The sequence below is a fragment of the Ruegeria sp. ABM4_193 genome, from assembly GCF_056158705.1.
On sequence record NZ_JBSWTT010000003.1, the window covers coordinates 634,110 to 648,122 of the forward strand.

General features: G+C 57.3%; 14 protein-coding genes. All 14 read left to right on the top strand.

The features are described from left to right. Positions 1–98 precede the first annotated feature (98 nt). The 14 genes from ACXADZ_RS21220 to ACXADZ_RS21285 all read left to right on the top strand — a co-directional run bounded on the left by ACXADZ_RS21220 (position 99) and on the right by ACXADZ_RS21285 (position 13,959). Positions 99–1,145, top strand: a complete 1,047-nt coding sequence (locus ACXADZ_RS21220; RefSeq protein WP_475199707.1) for an ABC transporter ATP-binding protein — start codon at positions 99–101, stop codon at positions 1,143–1,145. Between the two features lie 94 nt (positions 1,146–1,239). Beyond that, positions 1,240–2,484, top strand: coding sequence for an ABC transporter substrate-binding protein (locus tag ACXADZ_RS21225; protein WP_171095302.1), 1,245 nt, complete (start codon positions 1,240–1,242; stop codon positions 2,482–2,484). A 69-nt stretch (positions 2,485–2,553) separates the two neighbouring features. After that, entirely contained in the window at positions 2,554–3,585 is a 1,032-nt protein-coding gene (locus ACXADZ_RS21230; RefSeq protein WP_171095300.1) for a carbohydrate ABC transporter permease, read from the top strand. A gap of 10 nt (positions 3,586–3,595) precedes the next feature. Further along, entirely contained in the window at positions 3,596–4,477 is an 882-nt protein-coding gene (locus ACXADZ_RS21235; RefSeq protein WP_171095298.1) for a carbohydrate ABC transporter permease, read from the top strand. A gap of 137 nt (positions 4,478–4,614) precedes the next feature. After that, positions 4,615–5,145: an ester cyclase gene (locus tag ACXADZ_RS21240; protein WP_171187562.1), complete on the top strand. Its 531-nt coding sequence runs from the start codon at positions 4,615–4,617 to the stop codon at positions 5,143–5,145. Between the two features lie 11 nt (positions 5,146–5,156). Then, positions 5,157–6,488, top strand: coding sequence for a histidinol dehydrogenase (hisD, locus tag ACXADZ_RS21245; RefSeq protein WP_475199711.1), 1,332 nt, complete (start codon positions 5,157–5,159; stop codon positions 6,486–6,488). Then, positions 6,485–7,537: an ester cyclase gene (locus ACXADZ_RS21250; RefSeq protein WP_475199716.1), complete on the top strand. Its 1,053-nt coding sequence runs from the start codon at positions 6,485–6,487 to the stop codon at positions 7,535–7,537. The genes hisD and ACXADZ_RS21250 overlap by 4 nt, the downstream gene beginning before the upstream one ends. Position 7,538: 1 nt before the next feature. Continuing rightward, positions 7,539–8,306, top strand: a complete 768-nt coding sequence (locus tag ACXADZ_RS21255; RefSeq protein ID WP_475199720.1) for an SDR family NAD(P)-dependent oxidoreductase — start codon at positions 7,539–7,541, stop codon at positions 8,304–8,306. Further along, entirely contained in the window at positions 8,306–9,325 is a 1,020-nt protein-coding gene (locus ACXADZ_RS21260; RefSeq protein WP_475199721.1) for a LacI family DNA-binding transcriptional regulator, read from the top strand. The genes ACXADZ_RS21255 and ACXADZ_RS21260 overlap by 1 nt, the downstream gene beginning before the upstream one ends. Then, a complete protein-coding gene (locus ACXADZ_RS21265) occupies positions 9,322–10,311 on the top strand; it encodes a nuclear transport factor 2 family protein (protein ID WP_475199723.1) in 990 nt (329 codons plus the stop codon). The genes ACXADZ_RS21260 and ACXADZ_RS21265 overlap by 4 nt, the downstream gene beginning before the upstream one ends. A gap of 155 nt (positions 10,312–10,466) precedes the next feature. Then, the gene (locus ACXADZ_RS21270) at positions 10,467–11,429 is read left to right on the top strand and encodes a cupin domain-containing protein (protein WP_171669764.1); all 963 of its coding nucleotides are present in this window, start codon (positions 10,467–10,469) and stop codon (positions 11,427–11,429) included. An 18-nt stretch (positions 11,430–11,447) separates the two neighbouring features. Beyond that, positions 11,448–12,575, top strand: a complete 1,128-nt coding sequence (locus tag ACXADZ_RS21275; protein WP_475199724.1) for a cobalamin-independent methionine synthase II family protein — start codon at positions 11,448–11,450, stop codon at positions 12,573–12,575. Further along, positions 12,572–13,267 carry an alpha/beta fold hydrolase gene (locus ACXADZ_RS21280; RefSeq protein ID WP_475199726.1) on the top strand — a complete coding sequence of 232 codons (696 nt, stop codon included), beginning with the start codon at positions 12,572–12,574 and terminating at the stop codon, positions 13,265–13,267. Before ACXADZ_RS21275 ends, ACXADZ_RS21280 begins: the two co-directional genes overlap by 4 nt. Continuing rightward, complete coding sequence (locus tag ACXADZ_RS21285) at positions 13,264–13,959, top strand: RraA family protein (protein ID WP_475199727.1); 696 nt, start codon at positions 13,264–13,266, stop codon at positions 13,957–13,959. Before ACXADZ_RS21280 ends, ACXADZ_RS21285 begins: the two co-directional genes overlap by 4 nt. Positions 13,960–14,013 lie beyond the last annotated feature (54 nt).

A 14,013-nucleotide genomic window follows, 5' to 3' on the forward strand; every position in this document is an offset into this window, starting at 1 on the left:
TGCATACGATTGCAAAAAAACCTTGCCAAAATGACGCAGTTAAGTCTACCGTATTTGCAAGCGTATGCAAAAAATTTCCAATCCAACGGGAGAAGCGGATGGCCGAGATTCAATTGCGCAATGTTGGCAAGCGATGGGGTTCGTTTGTCGGCGTCGACAATTTCGATCTGACCATAGCTGACAAGGAGTTCCTGGTTCTGCTGGGTCCCTCAGGCTGCGGCAAAACCACAACGATGCGGATGATCGCGGGCCTGGAAGATGCCAGTGAAGGCGACATCATGATCGACGGCGTGCGCGTCAACGAAATGGAGCCGAAAGACCGCGATGTGGCGATGGTGTTCCAGTCTTACGCGCTCTATCCGAACATGAACGTGTACGAGAACATCCGCTTCCCGCTCCGGGTACGCGGTATCGATCCTGCAACGCATGATGACAAGGTGCGCCGTGCCTCGGCCATGGTTGAACTGGACGACTTCCTGCATCGCAAACCGGCGGAACTGTCGGGCGGGCAGCGCCAGCGTGTTGCTTTGGCACGCGCCATTGTGCGTGAGCCGAACGTCTTTTTGATGGACGAACCACTGTCCAACCTGGACGCGAAACTGCGGGTTTCAACTCGGGCGCAGATCAAGAACCTCAGCCATGAACTGGCAGTGACAACCATCTACGTGACACACGACCAGATCGAGGCAATGACGCTGGCAGATCGCGTTGTGGTGATGAAAAGCGGTGTCGTTCAGCAGGTCGGCAGCCCGACCGAAATCTACGACACCCCGGCCAATACCTTTGTGGCCAGCTTTATCGGCAACCCGGCCATGAACCTGATGGAAGGTCAGGTCCGCAACGGCACGTTTGTCGCCGACCACGTGGAGATTCCGAATATCTCCGCGCCTGATGGTCCCCTGACACTTGGGTTCCGCGCTGAAGATGCGACGCTGGCGGCGGAAGGGCAGGGGCAGATCAACGCTCCGATCTACACGCAGGAACTGCTGGGCGATGCGACGATGATTTCGGTTCGTGTCGGAGGCGCATTGGTATCCGTGAAGGCAGACAAGAACTTCCGGGCAGAGATCGACGATATGGTTTCCATTTCGGTTCCCACCGAAATTTGCCACCTGTTTGATGGCACGTCTGGACAACGGATCTGAAGAAAGCCCCGCCAAACCACCGGGAGCAACCCCGGGGATCTAACCCATGCGCGTAAGGGGCGCGCATCACTTTTCAAAGAAACAGGGAGATGAGATGTTTCTGAAAAATCTAGCTACCGCAACCGCCTTTGTGGGTCTGATGGGTACGGCTGCCTATGCGGCCAACTGTGGTCCCGAAGGTCAATCCATTCGCATTCTGGCCAGTGACTTCCCGGCCATCCACGCTGTCGCAGGTACTGCTGAGAGCAACTGTGCCGCCGGTGCGTCTGAGTTTTCCACCAACCACACGACCGAAGCCCGTCAGATCATGAACGCGGCCCTGACGCCGAATCCGGCTGAGTATTCCTCGGTGATTTTGGCAAACGCGACGCTGACTCAGCTGATGAATGACGGTCTGGTCCGCCCGCTGAACGATCTGGTTGAGAAGTACGGCGAAAACATCTCGCCCAACCTGCTGATCACCATCGACGGCAACGTCATGGCCGTAGCGTTCATGGCGAACTCGCAGCACCTGTTTTCGCGCAAGGACATTCTTGAGCAGGCAGGTTTCGAAGGCATCCCTGCCACGTACGAAGAGGTTCTGGAAGCCGCAGCCATGATCCGCGAAGCGGGTATCATGGAGCACCCGATTGTGATGAACCTGCAAACCGGCTGGAACGTCGGTGAGGTGTTCAACATGATCTATCTGGGTCATGGCGGTGAGTTCTTCGAGCCCGGTTCGGCGGAACCGGCGGTCAACAACGAAAAGGGCCTTGCTGCTCTGGAAGTCATGAAATCGCTGGCCGAATATGCCCATCCTGACCACCTGACCCATGCCTCGAACGAGACGCAGGGCCTGTGGGAATCCGGTCAGGCGGCACTGGGTGTCATGTGGGGTTCGCGCGGTTCGCCAATCCTGGACGATGAAGGTTCGACCGAAGAAGTGACATCGAACACGGTTCTGTCTGCGGCGCCGACCGTTGGTGGTGGCTCGATCCCTTCGGCCACGCTGTGGTGGGATGGCATCGCGATCTCGTCCAACGTATCGGATGAAGAAGCCGAAGCCACCTTTGCGGCTCTGGTCAGTGCCCTGACACCGGACATGGTTGCAGCCAACAATGACGACGCCGTTTGGCTGCTGGACGGCTTCCAGCCCGGACCGGCTGCGGCGGGTGTAGCGCAAACCGCTCAGGGTGGTGCCAAGCCATATCCGATGATCCCGCAGATGGGCCTGCTGCACGCGGCGCTGGGCGCGGAACTGGCGGACTTCCTGAAGGGTGACGAAAGCGCTGAACAAGCGCTGGCCGATGTCGAGGCCGCCTACAGAACTTCCGCAAAAGAAGCTGGTTTCCTCCAGTAATTCTGCCGGAGCCGAGGGGGCTGTTCAGGCCCCCTCACACAACTCGGACTTCAGATCGGGACGAACGCCATGAAGCACCGCACCTTTTTCTGGTTCATTCTGCCGACGCTTTCCGCGATGATTTTGTTCATCGCCCTGCCTATCGTCTCGGTCTTTATTCAGTCGCTGTTTGTTGCGCACGAACAAGTTCTGGTCGTGTCTGAAAGCTGCGGCCCGTTTGGCTGTACACCAACAACGTCGGTCGATCTTGAAGCGACGGCCAAGCTGCAAGAGGAACGGCCGCTGGGTCAGTTCAATGGTTTAGGAACTTACACCAACCGCTCGCATCTGGCTTTTGCAGAAGTAGGCGAGGCTTGGGCAAGCTCGGCCTCGATGGGTGAGTTCTTTTCGAAAGTCTATAACCTTCCGTTCTATAGCGCGCTGACCTTTACGCTGGTCTACACGGCGATTGTGACCCCATTGGTTCTGATTCTGGGGATGGCGATTGCCGTTGGGGTGAACAACCTGCCCAATATGCTGAAGGGGTTGGCGATCTTCATCTCGCTGTTGCCCTTCCTCGTTACACCGCTTGTCGGCTCGTTGATCCTGTTCTGGATGGTCGACAGCGACGGTGTGATCGGGGCTACGATTCAACGAATATTCAACGATCCATCCCTCAGTCTGAAAGCATCAACTGGTCTGACCTGGATCATGCTTATGTTCTACGGGGTTTGGCACACACTGCCGTTTAGCTTCATCACCTTTTATGCCGGATTACAGACCGTGCCCGAGGATACGATGGAGGCTGCGCAGATCGATGGCGCCACGAAATGGCAACGGATGATCCACGTTATCGTTCCCCATCTGGCCCCGCTGGTGTCCTTTGTGACCCTGATGATGATCATGGACAACTTCCGCGTCTTCGAACCGATCGTCAGCTTCAAGGCCGAGGCGCATGCCCAGTCACTTAGCTGGATTATCTTCAACGACCTGCGCGAAAGCGGCAATCCGCTTTATGGTTCTGCCGGTGCGACCTCGCTGATTACCATTATCCTGGTGGTCATCCTCATGACGCCGGTGCTGATCCGTACCTGGCGCGACTTCACCCGTAAATCTCACTAGAGGACACGACATGGCGACCAAAGCACAATCTCGCATGACACCGCTCAAGCTGTTCTCATACGCCTTTGTGGCGCTGTGGCTGATCATTGCGGCGTTCCCGTTCTTCTGGACCTTCTGGGGCAGTTTCAAGGTGCAGGCCGACTTCTTGTCAAAGGCCGACTGGATGAACGCCCTGACCGGGACCAATACGATAGAACAAACCGGCAGCGCCTTTACCGGTGCGGGCTATTACGGTGCCTGGGTGCTCGAGGATTTCTGGTTCAACTTCAGGAACACCGGCATCGTTGTGTTCTTTACCGTGGTCATCTCGCTGACCTTCGGCACACTTGGTGGCTACGCTTTGGCCCGATCTGGTTTCCGTTATGCCTTTTGGATCCTGATGGCGGCGCTGGTGTTCCGTGCCATGCCGCATATCACGCTGGTCTCGGGCTATTTGTTGCCGTTTTTCGAGTGGAATGTCTGGGGTATTCTGCCAACAACGATCATCGTGCTTGTGGCGATCAACCAGCCGTTCACGCTGTGGATGCTGCATTCTTTCTTCAAGAACATCCCCAAGGACATGGACGAAAGCGCCATGGTCGATGGTTGTACGCGGTTCCAGGCCTTCTGGCATGTGATCGTACCAGTCATGTGGCCCGGCGTGATCACCACCGGACTGTTCAGCTTCCTGCTGGCGTATAACGACTTTACTGTGGCTGCGATGTTGCTGAGCGAAGACAATGAGACCATCATTCCCGCCATCAACAGCTTCATGGGCACCACACAGGTCGAAGGTAAGATCATGTACGCGGTTGCTGCCGTGGTTTCGACCACTGGGCCGCTGTTCGTCCTGATCCTGTTCTTCCAGCGCCAGATTGTCAGTGGTCTGACAGCCGGTGCGGTCAAAGGCTGATGAGTGCATCTGCAAGACATAACGCGGTTGCGCGCCATCCGGCGCTCAACCGGATGCCAAGAGATTTTCTGACGCGCGGCTGACGTCCCTCTGCCAGACAGATCATCTCATTTGAATACGATTAAAGGACTGAAAACATGAAGGGTTCACGCCCCGAACAAGCCGTGCTGACCAAAGACACGGATATGAGCAAAACCGAAGAAACGCGCGCCGTCATCGAAGGGATGGTTGACGGTCTGAATGACCACCGCATCGATGACATCGGTGAATTTTTCGCGCAGGGTTTCCGCTGGATGGGCAACCAGGGCTGCGGCACCAAGACCGGGTTGAATGAATTCCAGGACAATTGGCAACGCCCGTTTCAGGCGGCGTTTTCCGACAAGACCTGCATTGATGAGGCGCGCCTTTACATGGGTGAATGGGCTGCGGCCTTTGGTCGTCAGGAAGCCACCCATTCGGGTGAGTTTCTGGGCATTCCCGCCACGGGTAAGCGTGTCGAAATTCGGTACATGGATTTCTGGAAAGTGGTTGACGGCAAGATTGTCGACAACTGGGTGAATGTCGATTTTGCCCATGTGGCAGCCCAATTGGGCGTTGATCTGTTCCAGGGGAACGGATGGGAAGCATATGACCGGGGCGAGAAAACTCCGCCTCGGCCCGCAAACTGAGGATTAGGACAATGGCTATCGAATACCTGAAACGTGGCAAGCCCGAGGCTGACAGGGCCGAGGATGACGCCAAGACCCGCGCTGTCGTTGAGGCGACCTTGAAGGACATCGAAGCGCGCGGCGATGCGGCCGTGCGTGAACTTTCTGAGAAGTTCGACAATTACTCACCCGAAAGCTATCGGCTGAGCCAGCAGCAAATCGATGATCTGATTGCTTCGCTTTCGGATCGCGAGCTGGCCGATATCAAGTTCGCACAGGAACAAGTGACAAATTTCGCCCAAGCGCAGCGCGACTCGATGTTGGACATCGAGGTCGAGACGATGCCCGGCGTGATCCTGGGCCACAAAAACATCCCTGTTCAGTCGGTGGGTTGCTATGTGCCCGGCGGCAAGTTCCCGATGGTGGCCTCGGCGCATATGTCGGTGGCAACAGCGAAAGTGGCGGGTGTACCGCGCATCATCGCCTGCACACCTCCGTTCAATGGCGCGCCCAACGCTGCTGTGATCGCGGCGATGCATCTGGGTGGCGCGCATGAGATTTATGTGATGGGCGGTATTCAGGCCGTGGGCGCTATGGCCATCGGCACCGAAACCATCGACCCGGTTCATATGCTTGTCGGTCCCGGCAACGCTTTTGTCGCCGAAGCCAAACGCCAGTTGTTTGGCCGTGTTGGTATCGATCTGTTCGCAGGTCCGACCGAGACCATGGTCATTGCAGATGAAACCGCGGCTGACGCTGAACTGTGCGCCACTGACCTGCTGGGTCAGGCCGAGCACGGTTATAACAGCCCCTGCGTTTTGCTGACCAACTCGCGCAAACTGGCCGAGGATACTCTGGCCGAGATCGAGCGCATTCTGGGCATTCTGCCGACTTCGGGCACCGCGCGGGTCAGCTGGGATGAATACGGCGAAGTGATTGTCTGCGACACCTATGACGAGATGCTGCAGGTTGCTGACGATATCGCCTCGGAACACGTTCAGGTCATGACCGACCGCGACGACTGGTTCCTTGAGAATATGACTTGTTATGGCGCGCTGTTCCTGGGTCCGCGTACAAATGTGGCCAATGGCGACAAGGTGATCGGGACCAACCACACGTTGCCCACCAAAAAGGCCGGTCGCTATACCGGCGGTCTGTGGGTTGGCAAGTTCCTGAAAACACACAGCTATCAGAAAGTACTGACGGATGAGGCCGCAACGATGATCGGCGAATATGGCTCGCGCCTGTGCATGCTTGAAGGCTTTGTCGGCCATGCCGAGCAATGCAATATCCGTGTGCGTCGCTATGGCGGCATCAATGTTCCTTACGGTGAGGGTGCGCCGTACCGGGAGGCCGCGGAATGAGCGACGTACATTCAGCAAACAAAGCGCTGATCGCGCCGCTTCGGGCGGCGATGTATGACTTTGAAGAGGCCGGGGTACGCGCAGCGCTGGAAGCGCTGATTGCCCCGGATGCGGTGGTGCATATGTGCCACCCCTTTGGTGATCTGACCGGCCCGGTCGAGTTGTATGATCAATGCTACGCACCGTTGCTGGCCTCGATGCCGGATTTGGAGCGGCGTGACTGGATCGTCATGGGCGGGCGTACCGAGCATGGCGGTGACTGGATCGGTTGCGGCGGCCATTACTATGGCACCTTCGTAGCACCTTGGCTGGATATTCCGCCAACAGGCCATCTGACACATATGCGGTACCACGAATTCTACCGATTTGAAGATGGCAAGGTGGTCGAGATCCAAACGATCTGGGATATTCCGGAAGTCATGATTCAGGCCAATGCCTGGCCGATGGCACCGTCGCTTGGGCTTGAATTCTGCATTCCGGGCCCTGCGACACATGACGGCCTTGTGCCGGGGCCCTGGGATGAGGCGAAGTCGCAGGCGTCCTGTGAGCACATCGTGACAATGCTGGCACATCTCAAGAAGCACCCCACTCAGGGTGGTCCGGAAGTGATGGAGATGCCAAAGTTCTGGCACGAGCGCATGAATTGGTACGGACCTGCCGCAATCGGTACGGGACGGGGAATTTCAGGGTTCCGCAACTGGCACCAAATTCCGTTTCTGAACGGAATGCCGGATCGTGGTCAGTATCTCGACGAGATTCAGTATCACTTCTTCGGTGACGGTGAATATGCCGCTGTGACCGGTTGGCCCGATATGATCCAGACTGTGACGCATGATGGTTGGATGGGCATTGCGCCGTCAGGCAAACGGATCTCCATGCGTAGCTTGGACTTCTGGCGTCTTGAGAACGGCAAGATCCGCGAAAACTGGGTCACCGTCGATATTCTGGATGCCTACAGACAACTGGGTGTCGACGTGTTTGCCCGTCTGCGTGAGTTCAACAAAGCGCGGGTCCCTGGGTCGATCTCGTTCCCGGTCGGGGATGTCTGATATGGCGCAACTCCCCAGTACGCCCAGCTTCAACCTCAGTGGCAAGCGCGCTTTGGTTGCGGGGGCATCCTCCGGTATCGGCATGGCCTGTGCCGTGGCGCTGGCGGAACATGGGGCTGAGGTTACTCTTGCAGCGCGTCGGACGGGCGCGCTGCAAGAGGTCGCGTCCGAGATGTCTGCGCGCGGCTGGTCGGCCAAGGTGCTGGAACTGGATGTATCCGATGTTGATGCCACCGCTGCAGCCGTGGCGGAAAACGGTCCGTTCGAGATCCTATTAAACTCGGCCGGGCTGGCCCGTCATGGAAAGGCGATTGACACGTCAGCGCCGGATTTCGATGCGGTGATGAATGTCAATGTACGCGGTGCGTATTTCCTGACTCAGGCCGTGGCAAAGGGGTTGCTCGACGCAGGGCACCCTGGCTCGTTGATCAATATCTCAAGTCAGATGGGGCATGTGGGCGGGCGCGAGCGTGCTGTCTATTGTGCCTCAAAATTTGCAGTTGAAGGCTTCACCAAAGCCATGGCGCTTGAATTCGGTTCTGCAAAAATCCGGGTCAACACTATATGCCCGACATTTATTCTGACCGATCTGACACGTTCGACCTTCGACGACCCGGATAAGCGCGCTTGGATTCTAGACAAGATCAAGTTAGGCCGCCCTGGTGAGATTGAAGATATAATGGGCGCGGTGGTCTATCTGGCCTCGGATGCTTCAGCACTGGTAACAGGCACTTCGATGTTGGTGGATGGAGGCTGGACAGCGGACTGATGGGAACTCAGAAGGTCACATCATTGGACGTGGCACGGCGGGCAGGGGTAAGCCAATCCGCTGTCAGCCGTGTGTTTACGCCCGGTGCGTCGGCCTCGGAAAAGACCATCGCCAAGGTGCGCAAGGCTGCGGATGAGCTTGGGTACCGCCCCAATGTTCTGGCGCGTGCGGTGGTCTCTGGCAAAAGCCGGATCATCGGCCTTGTGGTCTCGTATCTGGACAACCAGTTTTATCCCGAAGCTTTGGAAAAGCTGACCAATCTACTGCAGGAACGTGGCTATCACGTGATGATCTTCATGGCACCGCAAGCGACAGTCAACGTCGACAAGGTGGTGTCTGAAATACTGGACTTTCAGGTTGATGGTATCATTGCGGCCTCGGTCACTCTGTCCTCTGAATTATCAGATCGGTGCCGCGCGGCGGGGGTGCCAATGGTGCTGTTCAACCGGGCGCAGGACGACCCGGCCATGTCTGCAGTCACGTCAGATAACATTGCAGGTGGGCGCAAGGTGGCTGAGTTCCTGCTGGCTGCGGGCCATAAGAAAATCGGCTACATCACAGGTTGGGAAGGTACTTCGACCCAACGTGACCGCGAGGCAGGTTTTGTCCGGGCGTTGCGTGACGCAGGTGTCGAACTGCATGCGCGCGAGATTGGTAACTTTGTAACCGAACAGGCGCAGGAAGCGACGCGGCGCATGTTCGCCTCGGATCCGCCCGATGCGCTGTTTGTGGCCAATGATCACATGGCGATTGCGGTGATGGATACGCTGCGCTTTGAATTGGGCGTCAAGGTGCCAGACGACGTATCTGTCGTTGGATATGACGATGTCTCGGTGGCCGCTTGGCCAACTTACGACCTGACAACCGTACGCCAGCCAGCCAATCGTATGGTGAGCGAAACGGTGGAAATTCTGCTCAGCAAAATCGATGACCCGGATGTTGGTCCGCGCCGGTTAGAGATTGATGGGCCTTTGATTGTTCGCGGCTCGGCCCGCATACCTGAAGGATGGAAGACATGAAGGGATTTGATCCCAAATTCAAAGATTTCCCCGACTATATCATCGGGATCACAAAGGAAATCTGGGAAGATCGCGGCATTGCAACGCTGCATCACTACTACTCGCCGGACATCGTTGTACGCTCGCCCGCTTCGGTGGTACTGGGCAATCAGAACGTCATAGGGGCAACGATGGCAACTCTGGCCGAATTCCCCGACCGGCAGTTGCTGGGCGAGGATGTGATCTGGTCCGGTACTCCGGAAGAAGGGATGCTGAGCTCGCACCGCATCATCTCGACCGCGACGCATCTGGCCGATGGTGTCTATGGCAAGGCGACAGGCAAGCAACTGCGCTATCGGATTCTGGCCGACTGCCATGCCATCGACAATCAGATCAACGATGAATGGCTGATCCGCGACCAGGGTGCCATCGTGCGCCAAATGGGCTGGGATCCCAAGGAATATGCTGCTGATCTGATCGCGCGTGAGGGCGGGCCGGAAAATTGCGTCAAACCGCTGACGCCTGCGACGGACCAGCCCGGCCCCTACAAGGGCAACGGCAACGACAATGAATGGGGTCAGCGTTATGCTGACATCCTGACCCGGATCATGAGCGCCGATATGGGCGTGATCGAGGCCGAATATGACCGCGCTGTACAATCCGAATATGTGGGCGGCGTCACCGGCCACGGCTGGGACTCGGTGGATCGGTTCTGGATGGGCCTGCGCGCCAGCTTCCCCAATGCCGAGTTCAAGATCGAACACCAGATCGGGCGCGACGATCCCAACATGGCCCCGCGCGCGGCTGTGCGGTGGAGCCTGCATGGCAAGCATGACGGCTGGGGCGTGTTCGGCGTTCCAACCGGGGCCGAGGTGTATGTGCTGGGCATCAGCCACGGTGAGTTTGGCGAGTTGATCAGCGGCCAGCCGCAGTTGCGCCGCGAATACACACTGTTTGACGAAACATCGGTCTGGAAACAGATCCTGTTGCAGACCGGCGGCAAGTAACATGTCCCGCCGTATCTCAAATCTGGATGCGGGGCAGGTGATGCGGCGGTACCACGCCCATCGCGCCAGCCTGCGCGCCCGGCGGCTAAATAATCGCCCGCCGGGATTTGGGGTTTGATCCGTTCAAACCTCAAAGCAAGCAAAGGAATACAGATATGAGTACCATTCAAAGCCGCATCGTCCGTTACGGAGAGCTGCAACCCTGCAAAACCGCTTTCATCGATGCCCACACACCGGGATCGGACCAGAAAGAGAACTTTACCATCGTCGGCGGTGGCGTCTCGGAAAGCCCGGACCAGCACGTTCACATCACCGACAAGATCGGGTTCAACATTGGCGCGGCGGGGCAACCGCCGAAATGCCGCAACTCTTTGCACAGCCACACCACGGCCGAGGTGTTCTTTGTTGCCAAAGGCCGCTGGCGTTTCTTCTGGGGCCGGTATGGCACAGCAGGTGAGTTCATCGCTGAAGAGGGTGACATCTTCAACATCCCCACCGGCATCTTCCGCGGCTTCGAAAACGTTGGTCAGGACTACGGCATGATCATGTCGATCCTTGGTGGTGACGACGCGGGTGGTGGCGTGACATGGGCACCTCAGGTTATTGAAGACGCTCAAGCCCATGGCCTGATGCTGGGCAACAATGGCGTGCTTTATGACAGCAAGAAGGGTGAAGAGTTGCCGCACAATGTGCAGCCCATGCCCTTGCTGACCGAAGAGGAACTGAAAGCTTATCCCGAAGTTCCGGTCGAGGATGTGGTCGGTAAATATGTTGCCCGTTATTGGGACCTGATGGCGCTGTCGGCAAACAAGCCTGCTGTCGTGATCGGTGAAAACGGCCTGATCAAGGACAAACCGGGCTTCGAGGTTGATTTCCTGACCCGTGGCTCAGCTGTGAACGATCGTGTCAAAGCAGAAAAACCGGTGGTCCTGATGCCCGCAAGTGGCCATTGGCGGATCGAGATCAACGATGTTGTGACCACATTGTCCAACGGCGATACCGCAGTGGTAATGCCGGGCGAAAGCTACAGCGCTCAACCTTCGATGACCGGTCAGGCCGGGCTTTATCGTATCACCGCAACGGATGATCCGGCGGGTGCAACCTGGACTGGTAACTAACACAGACGGAGACCCCGCATGACCAAAATTCTTACTTCACATGTGGGGTCTCTGCCCCGAACTCAGGACGTTGTGGACTTTATCTTCGCGCGCGAGAACAACGAGACTTACGACGCCGCTGCTTTTGACGCTTGCATGACAGAAGCGGTTTCCGAAACCGTGCGCAAGCAGGTTGAGGCTGGCGTCGATATTGTCAGTGATGGCGAAACCTCAAAGATTTCCTATGCCACCTACGTCAAGGACCGCTACACGGGGTTTTCCGGTGACAGCCCGCGTAACGCGCCCGCTGATCTGAAAATGTTCCCCAGCTTTTTGGAACGCCTCGCCAATGACGGCGGTACTCCGCAATATGCGAGGCCCATGTGTACAGGTGAAGTCCGCTCGAAAGGTCAGGGCGAGCTTGAGAAGGATATCGCCAACCTCAAAGCTGCCATGGCTCAACATGGTGCTGAGCGTGGGTTCATGAACGCAGCCTCACCCGGTGTGATTTCCCTGTTCCTTCAAAACGACTTCTATCCCAAGCGTGAAGCTTATCTTGCGGCGCTGGCGGATGCGATGAAAGAAGAATACGAAACCATCGTGGCCTCTGGTCTTGACCTGCAATTGGACTGTCCCGATCTGGCCTTGTCGCGCCACATGCTGTTCACCGATCTGTCCGATGACGAGTTCCTCAAGATCGCCGATATGCATGTCGAGGCACTGAACCATGCCTTGCAAAACGTACCGCAGGATCGCGTGCGCGTGCATATTTGCTGGGGCAACTACGAAGGGCCGCATTGTTGCGATATCGGAATGGACAAGGTGTTCACCACACTGATGGCAACCAAAGCCCGCTTTATCTTGTTCGAGACCTCAAACCCGCGTCACGCCCACGAATGGACCGTGTTCCGCGACCGCAAGGCTGAGATCCCGGACGACAAGGTTCTGGTGCCCGGTGTCGTCGACACCACCACCAATTTCGTCGAGCATCCCGAATTGGTGGCCCAGCGGATTGAGCGTTTCACGGACATCGTGGGGGCAGATCGTGTGATTGCCGGCAGTGACTGCGGCTTTGGCACCTTTGCCGGTTTTGGGGCCGTGGACCCTCAGATCGCCTACGCCAAACTGGCTTCGCTGTCCGAAGGGGCTAAGCTGGCTTCGGCATGACACCATTGATCCTTTTACCGGGCATGATGTGCGATGCCCGGCTCTTTGGTCCCCAGATCGAGGCGTTGTCGGGTAAGATGCCGGTCATGACCTTTCCGCTGCATCAGCATGACAGCGTCGAGGCCCTGGCTGCTGAAATTCTGGCCCACGCACCGCCCGCCTTTGCGCTTGCCGGGCTGTCGATGGGCGGGATCGTGGCGATGGAAGTGTTGCGACAAGCGCCCGCGCGCACTCAAAAGCTGGCGCTTTTGGACACCAACCCCTTGGCGGAAACGTCCGAGGTCAAAGCCCGCCGTGCCCCTCAGATCGAGGCCGTAAAGAATGGTAAGCTGCGAAACGTGATGCGGGACGAGATGAAGCCGAATTATTTGGCAGATGGCCCTCATCAGGGGGCGATACTTGACCTGTGCATGGCAATGGCCACTGATCTGGGGCCCGAGGCATTTCTGCGCCAGTCCCACGCTTTGATGAACCGCCCGGACCAACGCCAGACCCTATCTGCCTATTCCGGAAAAACTCTGGTTCTCTGCGGCAGGGAAGATGGTCTTTGCCCGGTCGAGCGGCATCAGTTGATGCATGATCTGCTGCCAAACAGCGTGTTTGAGATCATCGAAGAAGCCGGGCATTTGCCCACATTGGAACAACCAAACAAAACCACGGCGGCGTTGATCCGCTGGTTGGAGGACACATGACACCGTCACTTTTGTCACTGCTCCGCAAAGTGGATACGCCCACTGTCTGCAACGCCATTGAGGTGGCGCAAGGCAAGCGCGGGTTCAACGGCTTTACCCGCGGCACCATGCTGTGCTCGGCTCCGGACGAACCAGCCATTGTCGGCTATGCCCGCACAGCCAAGATTGCAGCGGTCAATCCGCCAACCGAACCCGCCGATGTCATCAAGGCGCGCCGAATGGCCTATTACAAGTACATGGCCGAAGGGCCCGCGCCTTCGGTCGCAGTGGTTGAGGATTTGGATTTCCCCGACTGCATCGGTGCCTATTGGGGAGAGATCAACACTACGGTCCACAAGGGATTTGGCATGTCGGGGGCATTGACCAACGGCCTGATGCGGGATCTGGGGGACGTGCCCGAAGGATTCCCCGTTGTTGCTGGGTCTGTTGGCCCAAGCCACGGCTTTGTCCATGTCCGCGAGATTGACACGCCTGTCACGATTTTTAGCCTAACGGTCAATCCCGGTGACTTGATCCATGCGGATCGGCACGGTGCGTTGGTGGTTCCCGAAGACGTCGTTGACCAACTTGAGGTCGCAATCCAGAAACTGCTGACCACGGAACGTATCGTCCTGGACGCTGCCGCGCAGCCGGGATTTGATTTTGATGCCTTCTCGGTCGCTTGGTCTGAGTTCGAGAAAGCTCGCACCTGAAGACGTGTGACTCAACTGGATCGAGCCTGCGGATTCTGGTTCCAGCATAAAATT

Excerpts from the sequence above, each read along its gene's own strand:
- ACXADZ_RS21220 (WP_475199707.1), top strand. The coding sequence starts at position 99 with ATGGCCGAGATTCAATTGCGCAATGTTGGCAAGCGATGGGGTTCGTTT.
- ACXADZ_RS21225 (WP_171095302.1), top strand. The coding sequence starts at position 1,240 with ATGTTTCTGAAAAATCTAGCTACCGCAACCGCCTTTGTGGGTCTGATG.
- ACXADZ_RS21230 (WP_171095300.1), top strand. The coding sequence starts at position 2,554 with ATGAAGCACCGCACCTTTTTCTGGTTCATTCTGCCGACGCTTTCCGCG.
- ACXADZ_RS21235 (WP_171095298.1), top strand. The coding sequence starts at position 3,596 with ATGGCGACCAAAGCACAATCTCGCATGACACCGCTCAAGCTGTTCTCA.
- ACXADZ_RS21240 (WP_171187562.1), top strand. The coding sequence starts at position 4,615 with ATGAAGGGTTCACGCCCCGAACAAGCCGTGCTGACCAAAGACACGGAT.
- hisD (WP_475199711.1), top strand. The coding sequence starts at position 5,157 with ATGGCTATCGAATACCTGAAACGTGGCAAGCCCGAGGCTGACAGGGCC.
- ACXADZ_RS21250 (WP_475199716.1), top strand. The coding sequence starts at position 6,485 with ATGAGCGACGTACATTCAGCAAACAAAGCGCTGATCGCGCCGCTTCGG.
- ACXADZ_RS21255 (WP_475199720.1), top strand. The coding sequence starts at position 7,539 with ATGGCGCAACTCCCCAGTACGCCCAGCTTCAACCTCAGTGGCAAGCGC.
- ACXADZ_RS21260 (WP_475199721.1), top strand. The coding sequence starts at position 8,306 with ATGGGAACTCAGAAGGTCACATCATTGGACGTGGCACGGCGGGCAGGG.
- ACXADZ_RS21265 (WP_475199723.1), top strand. The coding sequence starts at position 9,322 with ATGAAGGGATTTGATCCCAAATTCAAAGATTTCCCCGACTATATCATC.
- ACXADZ_RS21270 (WP_171669764.1), top strand. The coding sequence starts at position 10,467 with ATGAGTACCATTCAAAGCCGCATCGTCCGTTACGGAGAGCTGCAACCC.
- ACXADZ_RS21275 (WP_475199724.1), top strand. The coding sequence starts at position 11,448 with ATGACCAAAATTCTTACTTCACATGTGGGGTCTCTGCCCCGAACTCAG.
- ACXADZ_RS21280 (WP_475199726.1), top strand. The coding sequence starts at position 12,572 with ATGACACCATTGATCCTTTTACCGGGCATGATGTGCGATGCCCGGCTC.
- ACXADZ_RS21285 (WP_475199727.1), top strand. The coding sequence starts at position 13,264 with ATGACACCGTCACTTTTGTCACTGCTCCGCAAAGTGGATACGCCCACT.